Source organism: Candidatus Pantoea communis (genome assembly GCF_011752685.1).
GTDB classification, from domain to species: Bacteria; Pseudomonadota; Gammaproteobacteria; order Enterobacterales; family Enterobacteriaceae; genus Pantoea; species Pantoea communis.
Map to the genome: position 1 here is coordinate 111,821 of NZ_VWXC01000006.1, position 22,034 is coordinate 133,854.

Consider the following 22,034-nt stretch of genomic DNA (forward strand, 5'->3'; position numbering starts at 1 on the left):
ACGTTTTAACTTCCCTGGGGCGGGCAAGCCCGTCCCACATTTCCGGGGCGGATTTGCCCGCCCTTTCGTCATTTGATATGGGTCAAATTTATGAAAGCGTTACATTTTGGAGCAGGTAACATCGGTCGCGGTTTTATCGGTAAGTTGCTGGCTGATGCCGGTATCGAACTGGTCTTCGCGGATGTGAATCAGGTGGTTCTGGATGCCCTTAACGCCCGTCATGAGTATCCGGTTCATGTAGTTGGCGAGCAGGCAAAGGTCGAAATCGTTACCGGCGTTAGCGCAGTGAACAGCACCAGCGACGACATCGTCACGCTGATTGCTGAGGTTGATATCGTTACCACGGCGGTTGGTCCGCAAATTCTGGAGCGCATCGCAGGCGGTGTGGCGAAAGGTCTGGCCAAACGCAGCGACAACGGTAATGTCCGTCCGCTGAATATCATCGCCTGTGAAAACATGGTGCGCGGCACCAGTCAGTTGAAGCAGCACGTTCTGAAAGCGCTGCCAGAACAGTATCACGCGTGGGTTGAAGAGCACGTTGGCTTCGTCGACTCCGCCGTTGACCGCATCGTGCCGCCATCTGAGGCCGGCAGCAACGATCCGCTGGAAGTGACAGTCGAAACCTTCAGCGAATGGATTGTCGATAAAACGCAGTTCAAAGGTGAATTGCCAAACATTCCTGGCATGGAGCTGACTGATAACCTGATGGCATTTGTCGAGCGCAAACTCTTCACGCTGAATACCGGCCATGCCATCACCGCGTATCTTGGCCAGTTAGCTGGCCACGCCACCATCCGCGATGCGATTCTGGATGAGAAAGTGCGTGCCGTGGTGCAGGGTGCGATGCAGGAGAGCGGCGAGGTGCTGATCAAGCGCTATGGCTTTGATGCCGACAAGCACGCCGCTTACATCCAGAAAATCCTCACTCGTTTTGAAAATCCGTACCTGAAAGATGATGTGGAACGTGTTGGCCGCCAGCCGCTGCGTAAACTCAGCGCGGGCGATCGTCTGATCAAACCCACGCTCGGCACCCTTGAGTACCACCTGCCACACGCCAACCTGGTGCAGGGTATTGCTGCCGCGATGCACTACCGCAGCGAAGCCGATCCGCAGGCGCAGGAACTGGCTGCCCTGTTGGCTGAAAAAGGCCCGCAGGCAACGCTGGCCGAGATCTCTGGACTGGAAGCCAATAGCGAAGTGGTCACCTCAGTGGTGAGTGCTTACAACGCTATGGCATAATGCGCGCCTTTTAATAGCTCACTCGGGCGCGGTGCCAACCGTGCCCGTCGGCGGTAGCGGAACGATGCAGGCAATAATGGAAGAGAAGCAAGCTTTTGAAAACCGGGTGCTTGAGCGCCTGAACGCCGGTCGATCGGTGAGAAGCTTCCTGATCGCCGCCGTTGAGCTATTGGCTGAAGCGGTCAACCTGCTTGTGTTGCAGGTTTTCCGTAAAGACGATTATGCCGTAAAGTACGCGGTTGAACCGCTGCTGCTCGGTGACGGTCCGCTGGGCGAGCTATCGGTGCGTTTGAAACTGATTTACGGTTTGGGCGTGATTAATCGCCATGAATATGAAGATTGTGAGCTGCTGCTGGCGCTGCGTGAAGAACTCAATCACGACACCAGCGACTACCGCTTTACTGACGATGAGATTTTGGGGCCATTTGGTGAACTGCACTGCGTTGTAGCGTGGCCGCCACAACCTGACTTCACCCGGGATGACGAAGCATTACGCAGTATGCAGCAGCAGCGCTATCTGCAAATGGTGCGATCCACCATGGTGCTGTCGCTCACCGAGCTGATATCGCGCATCTCCCACAAGCAAGCCTTCAAGAAGCCGGCCGTTTAGGGGCTCTGTCGCGGTCGAATCCGCCCCGCTGCAAAATCGCCCCGTTTTGATGTATCCTTTGCCTGTTTTCCTTAACGAGTTTCCCCTGATGAAAGAACAAGAAAAAGCCGAGATCAAACTGCTCAGTGATCAACTGGACGCATTGAATCGCAAAGAACCCCAGCTGCTGGAATCTGGCGATGCCGAAAAACTCGGCGAGCTGCTGCGTGAAAAAGAGAAGCTGGTGCAGGAAATTGAACGTCTGCGCAGTGTTCGCGATGAGAAACTGAGTAAAGAAGCGCAACAGCTGCAGAAGCTGGGTTTCAGCCGTGAGATCACCAGGAAGGAACAAGCCAACATGGGCGCATTTAAGAAGAGCGTGCGCGGCCTGGTGGTGGTGCATCCCATGACCGCGCTGGGACGTGAGATGGGGCTGAAGGTGATGACCGGCTACGCGAAGCAGCCGTTCTGATACCCGATTACGCGGCGTGTGATACGTCGCGTTCCACGCTCTGTTCCTGCACTGCTTCAACCCCTGCTGCCAGCAATACCTGGGTGTTCAACGCATCCAACAGTGCATAGCGACGACGATACTCCGCACGTTTCTTACTGGCGATCTCTTCCAGTGCTTTCCTTTCCATCTGCAGCGGCAACGTAAACAGGTCGTCGGCACGGGCTTCACCGCCCAGTGACAGCCAGAACTCGCTGTAGCTGGCAAAGAACTTATCACCTTTACTGTGGCGATAACGCATGCTGCGGAACACATGCGTGGTATCTCCTACTGCGCAAATCGCTTGCACGCCACATTGTTGCGCCAGAATAAATACCGCTTCCATTAACAGACGTTTCGGGAATACGCCATGTGCGGCTTTGGTTGCATCGCGGATAACATCATTTGAGATGTGTTTGCGCGGCCCCTGCAATCCACCAATCAATAATGTGCGCTTGCCCTTTTCCTGGATAATGGAAAAAGAGAGCGAGGCAATATTCATGGTTTGATAATGCAGTGTCAGAGTTATTTCACCTTCACGGTCAAAATGTCCTGGGCAGCAATTAATAGCAAACACCTCATCATTTTTTCCGTTAAAAGTGGCAATCACATTTAACACCGGACTCAGCAGTAACTGGCGCAGTTTGGCATTATCCAGTTGATCCATCAGCGTGTAATGGTCCAGCAGTGCTTGCGCACGTTGTGCCACGCTAAAGCCTGCGCGCAGGTAAGGGCGATGCGGTTTAGCCGGCAGCAAACCCTGCATTTTCAGCAGTTGCGGCAGAAACGGCAGTTTCGCTAATGCGCTAAGGTAATTAAATGTTGTAACAGGAAAGATTAAAGACCTTAAAGCAAATTTAAAGCGGAACATACTGCTATTCCATAACTTATCAGGTCTGACTTTTCCGCTAATTAACGGCAAAAACAGGGATGCCGACGAATCTTTATTCGCCACAGGGGTAGTGATAGTAGACATAGTTATTTTACTTTCGTGTGATCAACTGCGGCTACTGTATGCCCCAAATTATCAACGGCAGGTTAATAACGAACGTAACGGTATTGTCAGCAGAGGTAATCTCGAAGTGGTTTAAGAAGTGTTTAGCTTTCGTAAAGAAAAAAACCGGTGAAGCAGCTTCACCGGTTCTGTGCGTTGGCTATCGCCTGAACTTACTTAGCAGCAGCGAAACGTGCAGCCGCTTCATCCCAGTTCACCACGTTCCAGAACGCTTTGATGTAGTCAGGACGTTTGTTCTGATACTTCAGGTAGTAAGCGTGTTCCCACACATCCAGACCAATGATTGGCTCACCGGATGCGCCAGAGATGGCTTCACCCATCAGCGGGCTATCCTGGTTAGCGGTTGAAACCACAGCCAGTTTATCGCCCTTTTTCACCAGCCACGCCCAGCCTGAACCGAAACGGGTGGTAGCGGCTTTCTCGAACTCAGCCTGGAAAGCTTCAACGCTGCCGAAATCTTTTTCGATAGCGGCTTTCAGTTCGCCTTGCAGGCTGGTGCCCAGTTTCAGGCCTTTCCAGAAGAAGCTGTGGTTAGCGTGGCCGCCTGCGTTGTTACGCAGTGGACCTTTTTTATCTGCTGGCAGCTGATCCAGTTTAGCGATCAATTCTTCAACCGGCAGGTTAGCGAATTCGGTACCTTCCAGCGCTGCATTCGCGTTGTTAACGTAAGCCTGGTGGTGTTTAGAGTGATGGATTTCCATCGTCTGCTTGTCGAAGTGTGGTTCCAGTGCGTCGTACGCGTAAGGCAGGGATGGCAGTGAATAACTCATGTTCTTCCTCTCCATTTAGTGTTTTGCAGCATCACCTTAGCAGGGTGCCGCGTAAGCAGTCGGATCATTATAGTTAAAATCATGATCGGTAAAAGGGTTATCAATGCCTTAGTAATGATAAGGATTTGATGAATCTGGGAAAAGCACCGCACGCAGAGTCACATCTCATGCACGCGATGCCGCAGGATTACATCTTGTGGGTGCTGGCACGCAGTTTGAGCTGTGCCGGCAGTTCGTTGATGGCAGGAGGCTCATCGCCTTTCAATGCGGAAAGTAAGCGCTTGCCCGCCATGCGCCCCATCTCTTCATAAGGCAGGACAACGCTGGTGAGCGGCGGTGAGCAGACTGCTGCCAATGGGCCGCCACCGATGCTGGCAATCGCCAGCTGGCTGGGAATGGAGATGCCTGCGGCGTGGCAAGCCATGATGGCACCGCACGCCACTTCATCGCTGGTACAAATCAGCACATCCAGTTCCGGCCAGGTAAGCCGGATCTCCGCCAGCAGGCTATGTCCAGCGGCAAAGGTCGGCATTTTCGGCGAGGTCACCACGCGGTGCGGCGCCTGATTTGATGCCAGCATGCCGCTGTGCCAGCCATTCAGCAGTTGGCGGAAAATCGTGGTATTGGTTTGCGTACACAACAAGCCGAGATGACGATAACCGCGTTCCACCAAACTCTGCACCAGCTGGCGAATCGCTTTAGCGTAATCGACACCAATGCTAATACCCGCAGATTCCTGATGCACCCCGCCGATATCCATCACCGGCAGGCCGGAATTACTCAGCAAACGATGAGCTTCAGCGGCATTGTCGAAGTTGAAATGCACCATCGCCGCCGGATTATACGAGAGCAGCATCTCGATCAACTCGCTCTCTTCCGCCGCCGAGTGGTTGGCTTCCGCCAGCATCATGTTGTAACCCTGCGGACGCAGAATCTCTTGCAGCGCTTCCGACACAATCGCGCTGCCCGGCGTGGCGAACGAAGGCACCACCATGGTGACTAGCTTCGACGATGCCGACGCCAGATTACGCGCCTGGATATTTGGCACGTAAGCCAGTTCGGCGACGGCCGCATCAATTTTGGCGCGGATTTCAGGCGAGACCTTTTCCGGCATGCGTAACGCACGTGATGCCGTCATGGTGCTCACGCCGACCAAACGGGCAACATCGGCCAGTGTGCTTTTGCCGGTACCGCGCCGTTTTTTCTCTGCCATGCCTTCTCCTAGCTGACTTACCACCATTACCCGCACGCAGCTTAAAACCAAATGCGCCAACGTGCCACGTTAATCACCACAGATTCGGGCACGCCTCACCTGCTGAGCATTTTCAGAATCTCCGAGCATGTCAGGTGCTTGCAACGATGACAAACGGGCTGCACAAAAATGTTAGCGATAACACATTTTTTAACAACACCTGTGTTAGCGCTAACTTTTGCGACAATCATCACAGAAAAGCGCTGAGAAAATCACCTAAAGTGCACTCCATCGACGAATAACCAGGAATTACTGATGCTCACTCAATGGCTGACACCGCAACATATCCGCATCGTAGATCAGGTCAGCAACTGGCAGGAGGCGGTGCGTTTATCCGCTGAGCCGCTGCTGGCTGAAGGCGCGATTACCCCAGCCTATCTTGATGCCATCTTCACTTCGCATGCCGAACTGGGGCCTTATTACGTACTGGCACCCGGCCTGGCGATGCCGCATGCCCGTCCGGAACAGGGCGCGCGTAAGAATGGCTTGTCGTTGCTGCATGTGAAGAACGGTGTGAGCTTTGAAGCGGATGAAAACGATCCGGTTTACGTCGTCATCATGCTGTGCGCGCTCTCCGGCGACGATCATATCCAGATGATCACAGCGTTAGCCGAAGTATTCAGCGACGAATCCCGCCTGCAGCAGTTGCTGTCGGCTGCGACCTTGCCAGCGATTGAAGCTGTTATTACAAATTAACCACCAGAGAATCCTATTATGAAAAAAGTCCTGATTGTGTGCGGTAATGGTTTAGGCAGCAGCTTTATTGTGGAAATGAACGTGAAGAAAATTGTGGCGGAATTAGGGAAAGAGGCCGAAGTGGGCCATACCGATTTAACCACGGCGAAATCTGAACAGGCCGACCTCATTATCAGCGCCAAAGATATTGCCGATCAGTTATCCGGGCATAGTGCGCAGGTATTTGGCCTGACGAATTTATTAGATAACGCCAAAATTAAAGAAATCCTGGCGGAAAATCTGTAATAGCCCGATTTTACTCACATGGAGTAATTATGCTGCAATTTATCATCAAGGATGTTCTCGGAACACCCGCAATACTTGTCGGCCTTTTTTCCCTGATTGGTTTATTACTGCAAAAGAAACCGGTGTCGGATGTGATTTCCGGCACGCTGAAAACCATCATGGGCTTTGTGATTCTTATCGCCGGGGCCAACCTGATTGCGGCGACACTGACCATTTTCAGCCAGCTGTTTGAGCACTCGTTTAATATTCAGGGTGTGGTGCCAAATACTGATGCAATGGCCGCGCTGGCGCAGAAGAGTTACGGTACTGAAACCGCGATGATCATGGTGTTCGGTATGCTGGTGAACATCCTGCTGGCGCGTATCACCCCGCTGAAGTACATCTTCCTGACCGGTCATCACACGCTGTATATGTCGGCGATGCTGGCGGTGATTCTTTCCGTCGGCGGTGTACATGGCTTCTGGCTGGTGCTAATCGGTTCACTGATTCTCGGCACCATGATGGTGGTGTGCCCGGCGATTCTGCAGCCGTTCACACGTAAAATCACCAATTCGGACGATCTGGCGCTCGGCCACTTCGGCTCAACCGGTTATCTGCTGTCTGCGCTGGTCGGTAAAGCAGTGGGCAAAGGCAGTCCATCCACCGAAGAGTTGAAGGTGCCGAAAACCCTCAACTTCCTGCGTGATTCCTCGGTCGCGATTTCGCTGACCATGATGATTCTGTTTATCGCGCTGGTGTTGGTGGCGGGTAAAGAGTTCACCGAAAGCCAGGTGAGCGGCGGTCAGAACTTCATCGTGTTCGCGATTATTCAGTCCATCACCTTTGCGGCGGGCGTTTATATCATCCTCGCCGGTGTGCGTATGGTGATTGCCGAGATCGTGCCGGCCTTTAAAGGCATCGCAGATAAGTTAGTACCGAACGCCAAACCGGCGCTGGACTGCCCAACCGTGTTCCCGTTCGCGCCGAATGCCGTGATCATCGGCTTCCTGTGCAGTTTCTCCGCCGGTCTGATCAGCATGTTCCTGTGCCCATTGTTTGGTCTGAGCGTGATTGTTCCTGGTCTGGTGCCCCACTTCTTCTGCGGTGCCACCGCGGGTGTATACGGCAACATCACGGGTGGACGTCGTGGCGCGGTAGTCGGCTCCTTTGTACAAGGGCTGCTGATCTCCTTCCTGCCGGCGATTCTGCTGCCGCTGATGGGCGACCTGGGCTTTGCCTCGACCACCTTCGGCGACGCGGACTTCGGTATTGTCGGCATCGTACTCGGCCACATTATTTCGTTCATCCATTGATGTCATAACACAGCGCCTGCGGGCGCTGTTTATGTAATGAGGAAAAAAACAATGAACGCTCAATTTTCACCGTCATTAATGTGTATGGATCTCACCCGCTTTCGTGAACAGATCGAAGCGATGAATACTACTGCGGCTTTTTATCATGTCGATATTATGGATGGCAGCTACGTTAAAAATATTACGTTATCGCCGTTCTTTATTGAGAACCTGAGTAAAATTACCGATGTGCCAATTGATGTGCATTTAATGGTCAATCACCCGGAAGATATTATTCCGATGTGCATTGAAGCGGGGGCGGATATTATTAGCTTCCATCCCGAAACCGCGAATAACAAAATATTCCGCCTGCTGACTCAAATCAAAGAAGCGGGCCGTCGCTGCGGCGTGGTATTAAACCCGGCGACACCTGCCGAGAGCATTCGTGAGTATGCACATCTGCTGGATAAGGTTACGGTGATGTCGGTGGATCCTGGCTTTGCGGGGCAGAAATTTATTCCGGAGACGCTGAACAAGATTCGCCAGCTGATTGCCCTGCGCGAAGAGCACGGTTATCACTATCTGACCGAGATTGATGGTTCCTGCAATGCGCGCACCTTTAAGCAGATCGCGGCTTCTGGTGTGGATGTGTTTATCGTTGGCACGTCAGGTTTATTCAATCTGGATGACGATGTGGCGCAGGCGTGGCAGAAGATGGAAAGCATTTTTGCCGAGGAAACGGCAGCCGCGTAATCCTTTCCAGGTACGCATCCACGTGCATATTGAGTGAAACGTGCAGATTCTCAGCCGGGTCGCCAGGAATGGCGACCCGCTTCATCATCCTGATACTGCTTTGGGGCAACCTTAGCCTTTTACCGACCCAGCTCGGTCAGTGACTTATCCAGCGCACCCACCAGCCAATCAATATCCGATTCCTGGAACGCCAATGGTGGACGCAGCTTCAGTACGTTGCCATGCGGCCCGGCCACCGACGTCAGCACATGGTGATCGCGCAGCTTCTCGGTGAGATCCAGCGCCAGCGCTTTATCCGGCGTTTTGCTGGTGCGGTCCTGCACCAGTTCGAAGCCGATAAACAGCCCCGCTCCGCGCACATCGCCAATGCTTTCATGGCGATCCATTAACTTCTGCAACTCGGCAAGCAGTTTGGCACCCACCACCCGGCTGTGCTCTTGCAAGCCCTCTTCTTTAATCACCGTCAGGACCGCCTGTGCCGCCGCCATGGCAACCGGGTTACCGCCAAAGGTGTTGAAGTAAGGGATATCGTCACTAAACGCCGCCAGCACATCGCTCTTCGCCAGCAGGCCGGAAACCGGAATGCCGTTACCCATCGGCTTACCCGTGGTGACCACATCCGGCACCACGCCATGACGCGCAAAGCCCCAGAACGCATCGCCAGTACGACCAAAGCCAGGCTGCACTTCATCGGCAATGAAAATACCGCCGTTGGCGTGCACCACATCCACCGCCTTTTGCAGGAAACCGCGTGGATTCGGTAACACACCATCGGAAGAGAAGATCGAATCCGCGAGGAAGCCAGCAAATTTAATGCCGTGTGCTTTCATGTCATCGATCTGTTTCTGTATTTCGTTGGCAAACCATTCGCCGAGATCCGGTGCGTTGACGCGGTAAGCATCGGGTGGCGAAACCAAACGCGTGGTGGCCGCCAGTGGCTGACCGCTGCCCAGTGCCGGGGAGACGCCAGACGTGAGATCGCTGGTGCCGTGATAGGCCTCCTGCGACACGATAATGCCCGTGCCGCCGCTGAAAGCACGCGCCACGCGGATCGCCAAATCGTTAGCTTCCGACCCGGTGCACATATACATGGCACGGTCGATAGCATCGGGCGTGGTTGCCAGCAGCTCTTCGGTGTAATCGAGAATGCGTTCGTGCAGATAACGGGTGTGGGTATTCAGCATCTTCATCTGCTGGTTTACCGCTTCGATCACCGCCGGATGGCAGTGGCCAATACTGGCCACGTTGTTGTACACATCGAGATATTTGTTACCTGCAGCATCCCACAGATACTGCCCTTCACCGCGCACCAGATGCACCGGCTTGCGATAAAACAGGCGATACGACTCGCCCAACACTTTGCTGCGCTTGTCCGTCAGCTGGCGGGTTGCTGCATCCAGACCGTCGGCGTGCTCAGCACGAAAACTGTTGGTGTCCATGATGGTGGAACGTGTAGCCATGGTAACTCCCGTTGCGAAGGTGAAAGGGGTGCATGATGTGTGACCGTTGTCACCATCATGCCTGCTTTAACGAGAAATGCAACCAAATACACAAATACAACCAAATACACATGACGCCGTAATGACACTCAGGTAAGCTTAGGCCCAGATTATTACGCTACAGGGAAAAGTCATGCTGCAGGAAACCCGCTTACACCGCATTCGAGCCCTGCTGACCACGCAGCAGCAGGTCAGCACCGAGCGCATTATCAATGAGCTGGGTATTTCACGGGAAACGGCACGGCGAGATATTATTGAGCTGGAAGCGCAGGGTTTAGCACGACGGGTGCACGGCGGTTTAGTCGCGGTAGATAGCCAGCCGGAAGCACCGCTGCAAGTGCGCCGCAGTGCTCAGGCCAAAGAGAAACGTGCGATTGCCGTGGCGGCCGCACAGCACTTGCAGCCGGGCCAGACGCTGTTTCTGGATGCCGGCACCACCACCACCATGCTGGCGGAGCAGCTGCGCAGCATGGCCGGCTTAACCATTATCACTAACAGTTTGCAGGCTGCACTGGCGCTAAGCGCCGCCGAAGAACATGAAACGCTGAATAATCAGGTGATTTTGCTCGGTGGGATGATGATGGCAGGTGCACAGCAGACGCGCGGCGAAATCACGGTCAGCGAGATTTACCGCTATCGCGCCGACGTTGCCCTGCTGTCACCGGTTGGCATTGATGCTAAAAACGGCGCCAGCAGTTTCCATCCACACGAAGCGGCGATTGCCCGTGCCATGGTGCAGCAGGCTTCGCGCACCTTTTTACTGGCGGATCACAGCAAGCTGGGGGTGATCAGTCGCACGGTATATGCGCCGATTGGAGAGGTGGATTTGCTGATCTGCGACAGCGGCTCCGCCAAACCAGGCGCATTAGCCGCGCTCCAACAGGCGCTGCCACAGGTACAGGTGGTTTAAATCAGGCGCTGTGGATGGCTATACACCGTAGCGCGTCCCGGTTTACTAAACCCTATCAGCGTTAAATGACAACGCTCGGCGACCTCAACGGCAAGTTGAGTCGCCGCAGATACCGCAAATAATATCTCCACGCCGCACATCGCTGATTTCTGCACCATCTCATAACTGGCGCGGCTGGAGACTAACACTGCACCCTGTTGCCACGGCTGCTGGCTGCGATGCCCCAGCAGTTTATCCAGCGCCACATGGCGGCCCACGTCTTCGCAGCCACCGAGCAATTCCCCCTGCGGCGACATCCATGCCGCCGCGTGCGTGCATCCGGTGAGATTGCCGATGGGTTGGTAATTGCGCAGTTGCGCCAGCCCGCTATCGAGGTTTGCCAGATCGAAGGTTTGGGTAAACGGCAACGGTTGCAGCGGTTTACCAATCTGGTCGAGTTGTTCCACGCCGCACACGCCACAGCCGGTTCTGCCCGCCATGGCACGGCGCTGCTCTTTCAGCGCCATAAAGCGGCGGCTGGAGAGTTCGATCTGCACTTCAATGCCGTTGCAGCCGGGCACCACATCCATGCCGAAGATCTCATCCGGTTTATCGATGATGCCTTCCGAGAGCGAGAATCCGAGCGCAAACGCCTCGAGATCGTTGGGCGTGGCCATCATCACCACATGGGAAATGCCGTTATACACCAGCGCGATCGGCACCTCTTGTGCCAGCCAGTCGGTTTCCGCCGTGCGGATATCACGCCGCTGACGTACCGGCGCCTGCACTGCGCCTGAGATCTCAATCACACTCTGATGACTTTCCTGTGCTTTAACTTTCACTTTGCTCGCCTCGGACAACAACCCTATTAAAGCAGTGGTATTATTCTACTGCTATTCTCACACTGTTAGTTGGGTCATTGTGAATCTCGGCCCAACGCTTCACAAAAAAATTTTTGCCCGTCATGCGGATGGTGACAAGGCAGCAAGCCCCTTCAAACCGGGAGCTTACACCCGTAAGCGACAGAAACGAATGGGTGAAGGTCATGTAGCGACCATTTGAACGACGCAGGCAAATTGTAGCAATGTCGACTCAAGGATTATTCATGAACGTCAGCCGAAGAAAATTCTTCAAAATCTGTGCTGGCGGTATGGCAGGGACATCGGCAGCACTCCTCGGCTTTACGCCAGAGGTGGCGCTGGCGGAAACGCGACAGTACAAGCTGCTGCGTGCCCGCGAAACCCGCAACACCTGCACTTACTGCTCAGTGGGCTGTGGCTTGTTAATGTACAGCCTCGGTGACGGCGCGAAAAACGCCAAAGAGACCATTTTTCACATTGAAGGCGATCCGGATCATCCGGTGAGTCGTGGTGCATTGTGCCCCAAAGGCGCTGGCCTGCTGGATTTTGTCCACAGTGAAAGCCGCCTGCACTACCCCGAATACCGCGCGCCAGGCTCCGATAAATGGCAGCGCATCAGCTGGGACGATGCCTTTGACCGTATCGCGAAACTGCTGAAAGCCGACCGTGACGCCAACTTTATCGCGCAGAACGCCGCAGGTGTTACCGTCAACCGCTGGCTGTCATCAGGCATGCTGTGTGCTTCTGCCTCCAGCAATGAAACTGGCTACTTAACCCAGAAATTTACCCGATCGCTCGGCATGTTAGCGGTCGACAACCAGGCACGCGTTTGACACGGACCAACGGTAGCAAGTCTTGCTCCAACATTTGGTCGCGGTGCGATGACCAACCACTGGGTCGACATCCGTAATGCCAATCTGATCGTTGTGATGGGTGGCAACGCCGCTGAAGCGCATCCTGTGGGATTCCGCTGGGCGATGGAAGCCAAGATTCACAATAAAGCCAAATTGATTGTTATCGATCCGCGCTTCACGCGTACGGCATCGGTGGCAGACTTTTACACGCCGATTCGTTCCGGCACCGACATTGCTTTCCTGTCGGGCGTGCTGCTGTGGCTGCTGCAAAATGACAAAATCCAGCATGAATATGTGCAGGCGTACACCAACGCCAGCCTGATAGTGCGCGAAGACTATCATTTTGATGACGGTCTGTTCAGCGGCTACGACGAAGCCAATCGCAAGTATGACAAAACCAGCTGGAACTATGAGCTGGGCGATGACGGCTTTGCCAAACGTGATGACAGCCTGCAACATCCACGCTGTGTGTGGAATCTGCTGAAACAGCACGTCAGCCGCTACACGCCAGAAATGGTGTCACGCATCTGTGGCACGCCGAAAGAGGACTTCCTGCACGTCTGCGAGCTGATCGGTGAGACCAGCGCGCGCGATCGCACCACCTCATTCCTGTATGCGCTGGGCTGGACGCAACACTCGGTCGGTGCGCAAAATATCCGCACCATGGCGATGATCCAGCTGTTGCTCGGCAACATGGGCATGGCGGGCGGCGGGGTTAACGCCCTGCGCGGTCACTCCAACATTCAGGGGCTCACCGATCTCGGCCTGCTGTCGCAAAGTTTGCCAGGTTATATGACATTGCCGTCGGAGAAACAGACCGATCTGCAAACCTACCTCGCAGCCAACACGCCGAAACCGACGCTACCCGGCCAGGTGAACTACTGGGGTAACTACCCGAAATTCTTTGTCAGCATGATGAAGGCCTTCTTTGGCGACAAAGCGCAGGCCGAGAACAGCTGGGGATTCGACTGGTTACCGAAGTGGGACAAAGGCTACGACGTTTTGCAGTACTTCGAGATGATGTCGCAGGGCAAAGTGAATGGCTATCTTTGCCAGGGCTTTAACCCGGTGGCCTCATTCCCGAACAAACGCAAAGTGATCGATTCACTGTCGAAGCTGAAGTTCCTGGTGACCATCGACCCGCTCAACACCGAAACCTCGACCTTCTGGCAAAACCACGGTGAGTTTAACGATGTCGATCCGGCGAAGATTCAGACCGAAGTGTTCCGCCTGCCCTCCACCTGCTTCGCGGAAGAGAATGGCTCCATCGTTAACTCCGGTCGCTGGCTGCAGTGGCACTTCAAAGGTCAGGATGCGCCAGGCGAAGCACTGAACGATGGCGAAATTCTCTCCGGTATCTACAGCCGTCTGCGCAAAATGTACGCCAGTGAGGGCGGTGCCTTGCCCGAACAGGTGCTGAACATGACCTGGAACTATCAGACGCCTGATAACCCGGCTTCGGAAGAAGTGGCGATGGAGAGCAACGGCAAAGCGCTGGCGGATGTGTTCGATGACAAAGGCACGTTGCTGGTGAAAAAAGGCCAGCAGATCAGTAGCTTTGCGCAGTTGAAAGATGACGGCAGCACCAGCAGCGGCTGCTGGATTTTTGCGGGCAGCTGGACGCCAGATGGCAACCAGATGGCGCGGCGTGATAACACCGATCCGAGTGGATTGGGCAATACGCTGAACTGGAGTTGGGCATGGCCGCTCAATCGTCGCATCCTCTACAACCGTGCATCGGCCGATCCACAGGGCAATCCGTGGGATCCGAAACGGCAAATCCTCAAGTGGGATGGCAGTAAATGGGGCGGCATGGATATTCCGGACTACAGCGCCGCCGCACCGGGTAGCAATGTGGGGCCGTTTATCATGCAGCCAGAAGGCATGGGCCGCCTGTTCGCGCTCGACAAAATGGCTGAAGGTCCGTTCCCGGAACACTACGAGCCATTTGAAACGCCACTCGGCACGAATCCACTGCATCCGAACGTCATTTCGAACCCGGCAGCACGCGTGTTCAAAGACGATCTGGCGGCGATGGGTAAAGCCGAGCACTTCCCGTATGTCGGCACCACGTATCGTCTCACCGAGCATTTCCACTACTGGACCAAACACGCGTTACTCAATGCCATCGCGCAGCCGGAGCAGTTTGTGGAGATTGGTGAGAAGCTGGCCAACAAGCTGGGCATCGTGCAGGGCGATACGGTGAAAGTGAGCTCCAATCGCGGTTACATCAAAGCCAAAGCGGTGGTCACCAAACGCCTGCGCCCACTTGATGTGGATGGCAAAACCGTCGATACCGTCGGCATTCCGATTCACTGGGGCTATCAGGGCATTGCGAAGAAAGGCTTTATCGCCAATACCCTGACGCCGTTTGTCGGTGATGCCAACACGCAAACGCCCGAGTTTAAGGCGTTCCTGGTTAACGTTGAGAAGGTGTAGGAGAACGTAGATGGCTTATCAATCACAAGACATTATCCGCCGCTCCGCCACCAATGGTTTCACGCCTGCCCCGCAGGCGCGTAATCATCAGCAGGAGGTGGCGAAGCTGATCGACGTGACCACCTGCATCGGTTGCAAAGCCTGCCAGGTGGCGTGTTCAGAGTGGAACGACATCCGCGATGAGGTTGGGCATAACGTTGGGGTGTATGACAACCCAGCGGATCTGACCGCCAAATCCTGGACGGTGATGCGCTTCTCAGAAGTGGAGGAGAATGGCAAGTTAGAGTGGCTTATCCGCAAGGATGGGTGCATGCACTGTGCCGATCCTGGCTGCCTGAAAGCCTGTCCGTCCGAAGGTGCGATTATTCAGTACGCCAACGGCATCGTCGATTTTCAGTCCGAACAGTGCATTGGCTGCGGCTACTGTATTGCCGGCTGTCCGTTCGACGTGCCGCGCCTGAATAAAGACGACAACCGCGTGTATAAATGCACGCTGTGCGTCGATCGTGTCAATGTCGGTCAGGAACCCGCCTGTGTGAAAACCTGCCCGACCGGCGCGATTCATTTCGGCAGTAAAACCGATATGCAGGCGCTGGCGGCAGAACGCGTGGCGGAGCTGAATACGCGCGGCTATGAGAATGCGGGCTTGTACGATCCGGAAGGCGTCGGCGGCACGCATGTCATGTACGTGCTGCATCATGCTGATAAACCGCAGCTGTATCACGGTTTGCCAGAAAACCCGAGCATCAGTCCGGCGGTCACCTTCTGGAAAGGTATCTGGAAACCGCTGGCGGCCATCGGTTTCGCCGCCACCTTCGCTGCCTCGGTATTCCACTATGTCGGCGTCGGGCCGAACCGGGTGGAAGAGGATGAGGACGAGAACCTGCACGAAAAAGAGGAGCGCGAATGATGAAAAAGCGCGATCGTCTGGTGCGCTACAGCGCACCGGAACGCATCAATCATTGGATTGTGGCGTTCTGTTTTGTTCTGGCAGCCCTGAGCGGGCTGGGTTTCTTCTTTCCCTCCTTTAACTGGCTGATGCACGTTTTGGGCACGCCACAACTGGCGCGCATCCTGCATCCCTTTGTCGGCGTGGTAATGTTTGCTGCTTTTCTGATCATGTTTTTGCGCTACTGGAAACAGAATCTGATCAATCGCGAAGACCTGATCTGGGCGAAAAACATCAATAAAATCGTACGCAATGAAGAGGTGGGTGATACCGGCAAATACAACTTCGGGCAGAAGTGTGTGTTCTGGGCTGCTATCATCAGCTTAGTCTTGCTGCTGGCGAGCGGAGTGGTTATCTGGCGTCCTTACTTTGCAGGCGCCTTTGCGATTCCGCTGATTCGCGCCGCTTTGGTGGTGCATTCGGTCTCAGCTGTGGCATTGATCGTGGTGATTATGGTGCATATCTACGCGGCCCTGTGGGTCAAAGGTACCATTACTGCCATGGTTGAGGGCTGGGTGCCGGCCGCGTGGGCAAAGAAACATCATCCACGCTGGTATCGTGAGCAGCGCCAACGCCAAACACAACAGGAAAAACGTCCCTGATGAGTATTCGCATTATCCCGCAGGACCAGCTGGAGAAAGGCGAAAAAAACACGGCGGAACAGGTTCCGCCGCTGCTTTTCCCTCGGCTGAAAAATCTGTACAGCCGCCGTGCAGCGCGTTTACGTGAGCTGGCCGCGAAGAATCCGCTGGGCGATTATCTGCGCTTTGCTGCCGTGATCGCGCAGGCGCAAGACATCGTGCTGTACGATCATCCGCTGCAACTCGATTTGCGCCAGCGTTTGGCCGAAAGCGCCGAACAGGGCAAGCCGCCGCTCGATATTCACACCTATCCCCGCGATGCCCACTGGCAGCGTCTGCTGCATTCGCTGATTGCCGAGCTGAAGCCCGAGATGAGCGGCCAGGCATTGGCGGTGCTGGAGAACCTGGAAAAAGCCTCTTCTTCCGAGCTGGAAGGCCTGGCCAGTGCGCTACTGGAGGGTGATTTTGCGCAGGTCAGCAGCGATAAAGCCCCGTTTATTTGGGCAGCGCTTTCGATCTATTGGGCGCAAATGGCAGCGCTGATCCCTGGCAAAGCCCGCGCAGAATACGGCGAGCATCGCCAGTTCTGCCCGGTGTGCGCCAGCGTGCCGGTGACCAGCGTGGTGCATATGGATGTAGGCCAGCAGGGGCTGCGTTATCTACACTGTAATCTGTGTGAAAGTGAATGGTATGTGGTGCGCAGCAAGTGCTCCAACTGCGAGCAAACGCGCGACCTGCACTATTGGTCACTCGACAGCGAAAGAGCCGCAGTGAAAGCCGAAAGCTGTGGTGATTGCGGCACCTATCTGAAGATGTTGTATCAGGAGAAGGATCCGGCGGTGGAACCGGTGGCCGATGACTTGGCCTCGCTGGTACTGGATGCGCGTATGGAGCAGGAAGGCTTTGCGCGCAGCAGCCTGAATCCGTTTATGTTTCCTGGGGATTGAGCAAATTGCCGCTTTCCTACGAACTGTCGCGGCACGATTTATCGCGCTGTTTTTGAGCCAGACAACAACGTGCAATAAATCGCGCCGCTACAATTTGTGTACCTATCTCTGTCGCAAAGGAAACACCTGATGAAACTGATTGGCAGCTACACCAGCCCTTTTGTCCGCAAAATTTCAGTGATCCTGTTGGAAAAAGGCCTGGTGTTCGAATTTGTTAACCAGTCGCCTTGGGTGGAAGACAGCCACGTGCCGCACTATAACCCGCTGGGCAAAGTGCCTGCACTGGTAGACGATAACCATCTCACCTGGTTTGATTCTTCGATTATCGCCCAGGTCATTGAGCTACGCGGTGATGCCCCTGCTCTGTTGCCGGATGACGCCCTGCTCGCTCTGCAGGTACGTCAGCTGGAAAAGCTCGCCGATGGCATCAACGATGCCGCCGTGATGATTGTGCGCGAACAGATGCGCCCCGGCGATCAGCAATCCGAAGAAGTGCTAATGCGTAATCGCGAGAAAATTTTGCGTGGGTTGGATGCGCTGGAAACGGCGGCGGCCCAGGGTGAACTCTTGAACAGCGGTACGCTCAATCTGGCCGACATCGCCACTGGCTGCATGATTGGTTATCTCAACTTCCGCCGGGTGCTGCCTAACTGGTGCGTGAACCGCCCGGCATTGATCAAGCTGGCCGATACGTTGTTTGCGCGGGAGAGTTTTGCCCGCACCGTTCCGCCTTCCAGCTAAGCTAAGCCACCCGATGAAAACACTGTATTCACAACTGCCTGCTATCGACAGCCTGCTGCGCGATCCCGCGATGCAGCCGCTGCTGCTGCAGACGGGCACCGCGTTTACCACCCGTCAGCTGCGCGCCATGCAGCAAGAAGCACGCATGCACATTCAACAGCATCAAACTTTACCCGGCTGGCATCTTAACTGGCCAGAGGAAGCGCAGCGCCGCGCGCAACAGCAGCAACAAAGCGCGCTGCGTCCGGTGTTCAATCTCACCGGCACGGTGCTGCACACCAACCTAGGCCGTGCGCAGTTAAGCGATAGCGCAATTGAGGCGGTCACAGCCTGTTTGCGCCAGCCGGTCACGCTGGAATATGCGCTGGATGATGCGTCACGTGGCCATCGCGATCGTGCGGTAAGTGCGCTGCTGTGTGAACTGACGGGGGCTGAAGCGGCCTGTATCGTGAATAACAATGCCGCCGCCGTGTTGCTGATGCTGGCAGCACTGGCGCCAGGTCGCGAAGTGATTGTCTCACGCGGTGAGCTGGTCGAAATCGGCGGCGCATTCCGCATCCCCGATGTGATGCGCCAGGCGGGCTGCCAGCTGGTTGAAGTCGGCACCACTAATCGTACCCATCTGAAAGATTATCGTGCTGGCATCAGCGACAACACCGGTTTGTTGATGAAGGTGCATACCAGCAACTACCAGATTCAGGGCTTCACCCATGCGGTAGCGGAAGCCGAGCTGGTGGCGTTAGCGGCGCAACATCAGCTGCCGGTGATCACTGATTTAGGCAGCGGTTCGCTCATCGACATGACCGCTTTTAATTTGCCCGCCGAGCCGATGCCGCAACAGCTGATTGCCGCCGGTGTGGATCTGGTGAGTTTTTCCGGCGATAAACTGCTGGGCGGCCCGCAAGCAGGGATTATCGTCGGCAAACAGGCGCTTATCGATCGGCTGCAACAGCATCCGCTCAAGCGTGCTTTGCGCGTGGATAAAATGACGCTGGCCGCGCTGGAAGCCACTTTGCAGCTTTATCGCCAACCGGAAACGTTGCGCGAAGCGCTGCCCACCCTGCGCTTGTTGACGCGATCGTCACACGAGATTTTGCAGCAGGCCGAACGGCTGATGCCTGCGCTGGAACACGCCTATGGCGCTGATTTTTCCCTTAATATCGCCGCCTGTTCGTCGCAAATCGGCAGCGGTTCATTACCCGTTGAGCGCTTACCGAGTTTTGCCATCACGTTTAGCCCACGTGAATCTCACGGCAGCTCGCTGGATGCACTGGCGCAGCGCTGGCGTGCATTATCACAACCGGTGATTGGCCGCATCCAGGAAGGAAGACTGTGGCTGGATTTACGCTGCCTTGAAGATGAAGCGGCGCTGATACGGACCTTAACCACATGATTATCGCCACCGCTGGACACGTCGATCACGGTAAAACCGCACTGCTACAGGCGTTAACCGGTGTCGATGCCGATCGCCTGCCTGAGGAGAAACGGCGCGGCATGACCATCGATCTTGGCTATGCCTACTGGCCGCAACCGGATGGCCGCGTTGTGGGCTTTATCGATGTACCAGGACACGAGAAATTCCTCGCCAATATGCTGGCGGGCATCGGCGGTATTCATCATGCACTGCTGGTGGTAGCGTGCGACGACGGTGTGATGCCGCAAACGCGTGAGCATCTGCAACTACTAAGCCTGGTCGGGCAACCCCCGCTTAGCGTGGCGTTGACCAAAGCGGATCGCGTCGACGCCGTCCGTATCGCTGAAGTGCAGCATCAGGTGGCGGAGTTGACGCAGCAACTGGGCTGGCTGGCAGTACCGCAATTTGTCACCAGCAGTACCACCCAGCAAGGCATCGACGCGCTGCGCCAGCACTTGAGTGAACTACGCGCACCGGATGTCGATATGGGTCGCCGCTTCCGCCTCGCCATTGATCGCGCGTTTACCCTCAAAGGCAGCGGATTAGTGGTTACCGGCACCGCTCTTTCGGGTGAAGTCAGCGTGGGCGATACCTTGTGGCTCAGCCGCCTCAATCTACCCGTACGCGTGCGTTCGCTGCATGCGCAGAATCAGTCGGTGACGCGTGCGCAGGCTGGAGAACGTATCGCGCTGAATATCGTCGGCGATGTGGAGAAAGACCAGATTGCGCGCGGTGACTGGCTGCTGGCACAACCGCAACCCTCGGGCACCCAGCGACTGATCGTGGCGCTGCGTTTGCTACAGCCGTTAAGAAATCCCTCCCAGCCAGTACATCTTCACCATGCCGCCAGTCATGTGACTGGCCGACTTAACCTGATTGCGGGCGAACTGGCGGAGTTGGTGCTCAACGAGCCGCTGTGGCTGGCGGAAAACGATCGGCTGATTATCCGCGACAGCAATGCACAGCTCACGCTCGGTGGCGGACGGGTGCTGCTGCTGAACAGCAAGAAACGTGGCAAGCGCCATCCTGATTATCTTGACTGGCTGCTACAGCTGGCGGCGGCGGAAGCCGATGAGGAGAGTCTGCAGGCGCACCTGGCACAGCAACCCGTCGAGATGGCCGAGCTGAGTTGGGCACGCCAGCTGAGTGACGATGCACTCAACAACCTGCTGGACAAGGTGGCGCCCGTGCGACTCGGCAGCGCCATCATGGCTGTGGAACAGGCCAATGACTGGCAGCAGCGACTGCTGGAAGCGCTCACCGCGTTTCATCAGCAGCACCCTGAAGTGCCGGGCATTGGTCGCGATCGCTTGCGTCGCGTGGCTCTCCCCCACCAGCCGCCGGAACAGGTTATCGCATTGATCGATCGGCTGCTTTCACAAGGCCAGTTGCAGCACCGGCAAGGCTGGTTGCATTTGCCTGATTTCGAACCGCGCTTCAATCCCCAGGAAGAAGCGCTGTGGCAGCAGGTCGGCCCACTGTTCAGTGACCAGCCGCTATGGGTACGCGACATCGCACTGGCCACCCAGCAAGATGAAGAAACCATTCGCAGCCTGCTGCTCTCCGCCGCGCGCCTCGGTCATATCACGGCGATCGTGCGCGATCGCTATTACCGCAGCGACCAGATCCAGATCTTCGCCGATCTGATTCGCCAGCGTGACGCCAACGGTGGCAGCACCAGCGCCGCCGATTTCCGCAATCAGCTCGGTACCGGGCGTAAAATCGCGGTACAGATTCTGGAATTCTTCGACCGCAGCGGTTTCACCCGCCGTCGTGGCAACGATCACCTGTTGCGCGATGCCCGCCTGTTCGACACCAGCGCTTAATCCTTCGCGTTGCTTCGCAGTTGTCGCTGTAACTGCGCTGCAACGCCGATTCCGCATTGCTCAAAAATGTGCCAGGATGTAAGAATATTTCTTACATTGGGGCACAATGATGGCACGTACCATGACAATCGATTTAGGTGATGAACTGCGCGAGTTTGTTGAATCTCTGGTGGCGTCCGGTGACTACCGTACTCAAAGCGAGGTGGTGCGAGACTCGCTGCGTTTACTGCGTGAGAAGCAGGCGGCGTCGAAGCTGGAGGCGCTAAAAGAATTGGTAAGACAAGGATTCGAGAGCGGTCCTGGTAAAGAGTGGGACCATGAAGATTTTCTGAGACGAGCAAAAGCCAGGGTGGGCATTTATGAAAAGGAAGATCACGATAAAACCGGAAGCTGATGCCGATCTGATGAAAATCTGGATTTACGGATACTGGAATTTTGGGGAGCAACTCGCAGACGCTTACAACCTTAAATTTTCCCAGCTCTTCGATAAAATTGCCCTGTTCGACTTAGGGCGAAAACGGCCTGATTTAGGCTATCAAATCTATTCACTTTCCTTCGGTCAGCACATTGTGATTTACCGTGCTGAGGTTGATGAGATCTTTATTGGGCGCATCTTGCACCACTCCCAGGAAGTCAGCGCCGAATTTTAAAATACAAAAAGGGACGATTTCTCGT

At 55.4% G+C, this 22,034-nt stretch carries 22 protein-coding genes; 17 read left to right on the plus strand and 5 right to left on the minus strand.

The window, feature by feature from the left end; genetic code table 11:
- The first annotated feature begins 90 nt into the window (after positions 1–90).
- From mtlD to F3J37_RS10255, 3 genes are all read left to right on the plus strand, one after another.
- Entirely contained in the window at positions 91–1,239 is a 1,149-nt protein-coding gene (gene mtlD / locus F3J37_RS10245; protein WP_034827736.1) for a mannitol-1-phosphate 5-dehydrogenase, read from the plus strand.
- Between the two features lie 76 nt (positions 1,240–1,315).
- Complete coding sequence (locus tag F3J37_RS10250) at positions 1,316–1,849, plus strand: MltR family transcriptional regulator (protein ID WP_034827734.1); 534 nt, start codon at positions 1,316–1,318, stop codon at positions 1,847–1,849.
- An 88-nt stretch (positions 1,850–1,937) separates the two neighbouring features.
- Positions 1,938–2,300 (plus strand): YibL family ribosome-associated protein, encoded by a 363-nt coding sequence (locus tag F3J37_RS10255; RefSeq protein WP_058961117.1) that lies wholly within the window; start codon positions 1,938–1,940, stop codon positions 2,298–2,300.
- Between the two features lie 7 nt (positions 2,301–2,307).
- On the opposite strand, the gene F3J37_RS10260 is transcribed toward F3J37_RS10255, so the two are convergent.
- The 3 genes from F3J37_RS10260 to F3J37_RS10270 all read right to left on the minus strand — a co-directional run bounded on the left by F3J37_RS10260 (position 2,308) and on the right by F3J37_RS10270 (position 5,316).
- Positions 2,308–3,294, minus strand: coding sequence for a VirK/YbjX family protein (locus tag F3J37_RS10260; protein ID WP_166933284.1), 987 nt, complete (start codon positions 3,292–3,294; stop codon positions 2,308–2,310).
- Between the two features lie 191 nt (positions 3,295–3,485).
- Positions 3,486–4,103, minus strand: a complete 618-nt coding sequence (gene sodA / locus F3J37_RS10265) for a superoxide dismutase [Mn] (RefSeq protein WP_034827730.1) — start codon at positions 4,101–4,103, stop codon at positions 3,486–3,488.
- A gap of 187 nt (positions 4,104–4,290) precedes the next feature.
- Positions 4,291–5,316: a LacI family DNA-binding transcriptional regulator gene (locus F3J37_RS10270; protein ID WP_166933285.1), complete on the minus strand. Its 1,026-nt coding sequence runs from the start codon at positions 5,314–5,316 to the stop codon at positions 4,291–4,293.
- Between the two features lie 294 nt (positions 5,317–5,610).
- Between F3J37_RS10270 and F3J37_RS10275 the strand changes: the two genes are divergently transcribed.
- From F3J37_RS10275 to alsE, 4 genes are read left to right on the plus strand one after another with little or no spacing between them, the layout of a single operon-like run.
- A complete protein-coding gene (locus F3J37_RS10275; RefSeq protein ID WP_166933287.1) occupies positions 5,611–6,051 on the plus strand; it encodes a PTS sugar transporter subunit IIA in 441 nt (146 codons plus the stop codon).
- A gap of 18 nt (positions 6,052–6,069) precedes the next feature.
- Positions 6,070–6,336, plus strand: coding sequence for a PTS sugar transporter subunit IIB (locus F3J37_RS10280; RefSeq protein WP_034827725.1), 267 nt, complete (start codon positions 6,070–6,072; stop codon positions 6,334–6,336).
- Between the two features lie 29 nt (positions 6,337–6,365).
- Entirely contained in the window at positions 6,366–7,628 is a 1,263-nt protein-coding gene (ulaA, locus tag F3J37_RS10285) for a PTS ascorbate transporter subunit IIC (RefSeq protein ID WP_166933289.1), read from the plus strand.
- A gap of 51 nt (positions 7,629–7,679) precedes the next feature.
- Entirely contained in the window at positions 7,680–8,360 is a 681-nt protein-coding gene (gene alsE / locus F3J37_RS10290; RefSeq protein ID WP_166933290.1) for a D-allulose 6-phosphate 3-epimerase, read from the plus strand.
- 119 nt (positions 8,361–8,479) lie between these two features.
- Here alsE and F3J37_RS10295 read toward each other — a convergent pair whose 3' ends face one another.
- Positions 8,480–9,820, minus strand: a complete 1,341-nt coding sequence (locus F3J37_RS10295; protein WP_166933292.1) for an aspartate aminotransferase family protein — start codon at positions 9,818–9,820, stop codon at positions 8,480–8,482.
- Between the two features lie 172 nt (positions 9,821–9,992).
- On the opposite strand from F3J37_RS10295, the gene F3J37_RS10300 reads away from it, so the two are divergent.
- Positions 9,993–10,769, plus strand: coding sequence for a DeoR/GlpR family DNA-binding transcription regulator (locus tag F3J37_RS10300; RefSeq protein WP_166933294.1), 777 nt, complete (start codon positions 9,993–9,995; stop codon positions 10,767–10,769).
- Here the strand turns inward: F3J37_RS10300 and fdhD are convergent.
- Positions 10,766–11,548, minus strand: a complete 783-nt coding sequence (fdhD, locus tag F3J37_RS10305; protein ID WP_369410665.1) for a formate dehydrogenase accessory sulfurtransferase FdhD — start codon at positions 11,546–11,548, stop codon at positions 10,766–10,768. The two genes, F3J37_RS10300 and fdhD, sit on opposite strands and share 4 nt — an antisense overlap.
- A 305-nt stretch (positions 11,549–11,853) precedes the next feature.
- Here fdhD and fdnG point away from each other — a divergent pair, with 305 nt between their 5' ends.
- From fdnG to F3J37_RS10350, 9 genes are all read left to right on the plus strand, one after another.
- Entirely contained in the window at positions 11,854–14,901 is a 3,048-nt protein-coding gene (fdnG, locus tag F3J37_RS10310; RefSeq protein ID WP_166933297.1) for a formate dehydrogenase-N subunit alpha, read from the plus strand.
- Between the two features lie 10 nt (positions 14,902–14,911).
- The gene (fdxH, locus tag F3J37_RS10315) at positions 14,912–15,811 is read left to right on the plus strand and encodes a formate dehydrogenase subunit beta (protein ID WP_058961125.1); all 900 of its coding nucleotides are present in this window, start codon (positions 14,912–14,914) and stop codon (positions 15,809–15,811) included.
- Entirely contained in the window at positions 15,811–16,452 is a 642-nt protein-coding gene (gene fdoI / locus F3J37_RS10320; protein ID WP_034827952.1) for a formate dehydrogenase cytochrome b556 subunit, read from the plus strand. Before fdxH ends, fdoI begins: the two co-directional genes overlap by 1 nt.
- Positions 16,452–17,378: a formate dehydrogenase accessory protein FdhE gene (fdhE, locus tag F3J37_RS10325; protein ID WP_034827709.1), complete on the plus strand. Its 927-nt coding sequence runs from the start codon at positions 16,452–16,454 to the stop codon at positions 17,376–17,378. Before fdoI ends, fdhE begins: the two co-directional genes overlap by 1 nt.
- Before the next feature lie 129 nt (positions 17,379–17,507).
- Positions 17,508–18,119, plus strand: a complete 612-nt coding sequence (locus F3J37_RS10330; protein WP_034827706.1) for a glutathione S-transferase — start codon at positions 17,508–17,510, stop codon at positions 18,117–18,119.
- Positions 18,120–18,132: 13 nt separating this feature from the next.
- The gene (gene selA / locus F3J37_RS10335) at positions 18,133–19,512 is read left to right on the plus strand and encodes an L-seryl-tRNA(Sec) selenium transferase (RefSeq protein WP_166933298.1); all 1,380 of its coding nucleotides are present in this window, start codon (positions 18,133–18,135) and stop codon (positions 19,510–19,512) included.
- A complete protein-coding gene (selB, locus tag F3J37_RS10340; protein WP_166933300.1) occupies positions 19,509–21,359 on the plus strand; it encodes a selenocysteine-specific translation elongation factor in 1,851 nt (616 codons plus the stop codon). Before selA ends, selB begins: the two co-directional genes overlap by 4 nt.
- 109 nt (positions 21,360–21,468) lie before the next feature.
- A complete protein-coding gene (locus F3J37_RS10345) occupies positions 21,469–21,753 on the plus strand; it encodes a type II toxin-antitoxin system ParD family antitoxin (protein WP_058961180.1) in 285 nt (94 codons plus the stop codon).
- Positions 21,719–22,009 (plus strand): type II toxin-antitoxin system RelE/ParE family toxin, encoded by a 291-nt coding sequence (locus F3J37_RS10350; protein ID WP_160833336.1) that lies wholly within the window; start codon positions 21,719–21,721, stop codon positions 22,007–22,009. The genes F3J37_RS10345 and F3J37_RS10350 overlap by 35 nt, the downstream gene beginning before the upstream one ends.
- Positions 22,010–22,034 lie beyond the last annotated feature (25 nt).

Excerpts from the sequence above, each read along its gene's own strand:
- F3J37_RS10280 (WP_034827725.1), top strand. The coding sequence starts at position 6,070 with ATGAAAAAAGTCCTGATTGTGTGCGGTAATGGTTTAGGCAGCAGCTTT.
- fdhE (WP_034827709.1), top strand. The coding sequence starts at position 16,452 with ATGAGTATTCGCATTATCCCGCAGGACCAGCTGGAGAAAGGCGAAAAA.
- F3J37_RS10345 (WP_058961180.1), top strand. The coding sequence starts at position 21,469 with ATGGCACGTACCATGACAATCGATTTAGGTGATGAACTGCGCGAGTTT.
- F3J37_RS10300 (WP_166933294.1), top strand. The coding sequence starts at position 9,993 with ATGCTGCAGGAAACCCGCTTACACCGCATTCGAGCCCTGCTGACCACG.
- fdxH (WP_058961125.1), top strand. The coding sequence starts at position 14,912 with ATGGCTTATCAATCACAAGACATTATCCGCCGCTCCGCCACCAATGGT.
- mtlD (WP_034827736.1), top strand. The coding sequence starts at position 91 with ATGAAAGCGTTACATTTTGGAGCAGGTAACATCGGTCGCGGTTTTATC.
- F3J37_RS10330 (WP_034827706.1), top strand. The coding sequence starts at position 17,508 with ATGAAACTGATTGGCAGCTACACCAGCCCTTTTGTCCGCAAAATTTCA.
- selA (WP_166933298.1), top strand. The coding sequence starts at position 18,133 with ATGAAAACACTGTATTCACAACTGCCTGCTATCGACAGCCTGCTGCGC.
- F3J37_RS10350 (WP_160833336.1), top strand. The coding sequence starts at position 21,719 with ATGAAAAGGAAGATCACGATAAAACCGGAAGCTGATGCCGATCTGATG.
- alsE (WP_166933290.1), top strand. The coding sequence starts at position 7,680 with ATGAACGCTCAATTTTCACCGTCATTAATGTGTATGGATCTCACCCGC.
- ulaA (WP_166933289.1), top strand. The coding sequence starts at position 6,366 with ATGCTGCAATTTATCATCAAGGATGTTCTCGGAACACCCGCAATACTT.
- F3J37_RS10275 (WP_166933287.1), top strand. The coding sequence starts at position 5,611 with ATGCTCACTCAATGGCTGACACCGCAACATATCCGCATCGTAGATCAG.
- selB (WP_166933300.1), top strand. The coding sequence starts at position 19,509 with ATGATTATCGCCACCGCTGGACACGTCGATCACGGTAAAACCGCACTG.
- F3J37_RS10270 (WP_166933285.1), bottom strand. The coding sequence starts at position 5,316 with ATGGCAGAGAAAAAACGGCGCGGTACCGGCAAAAGCACACTGGCCGAT.
- F3J37_RS10255 (WP_058961117.1), top strand. The coding sequence starts at position 1,938 with ATGAAAGAACAAGAAAAAGCCGAGATCAAACTGCTCAGTGATCAACTG.
- F3J37_RS10250 (WP_034827734.1), top strand. The coding sequence starts at position 1,316 with ATGGAAGAGAAGCAAGCTTTTGAAAACCGGGTGCTTGAGCGCCTGAAC.
- F3J37_RS10260 (WP_166933284.1), bottom strand. The coding sequence starts at position 3,294 with ATGTCTACTATCACTACCCCTGTGGCGAATAAAGATTCGTCGGCATCC.
- F3J37_RS10295 (WP_166933292.1), bottom strand. The coding sequence starts at position 9,820 with ATGGCTACACGTTCCACCATCATGGACACCAACAGTTTTCGTGCTGAG.
- sodA (WP_034827730.1), bottom strand. The coding sequence starts at position 4,103 with ATGAGTTATTCACTGCCATCCCTGCCTTACGCGTACGACGCACTGGAA.
- fdoI (WP_034827952.1), top strand. The coding sequence starts at position 15,811 with ATGAAAAAGCGCGATCGTCTGGTGCGCTACAGCGCACCGGAACGCATC.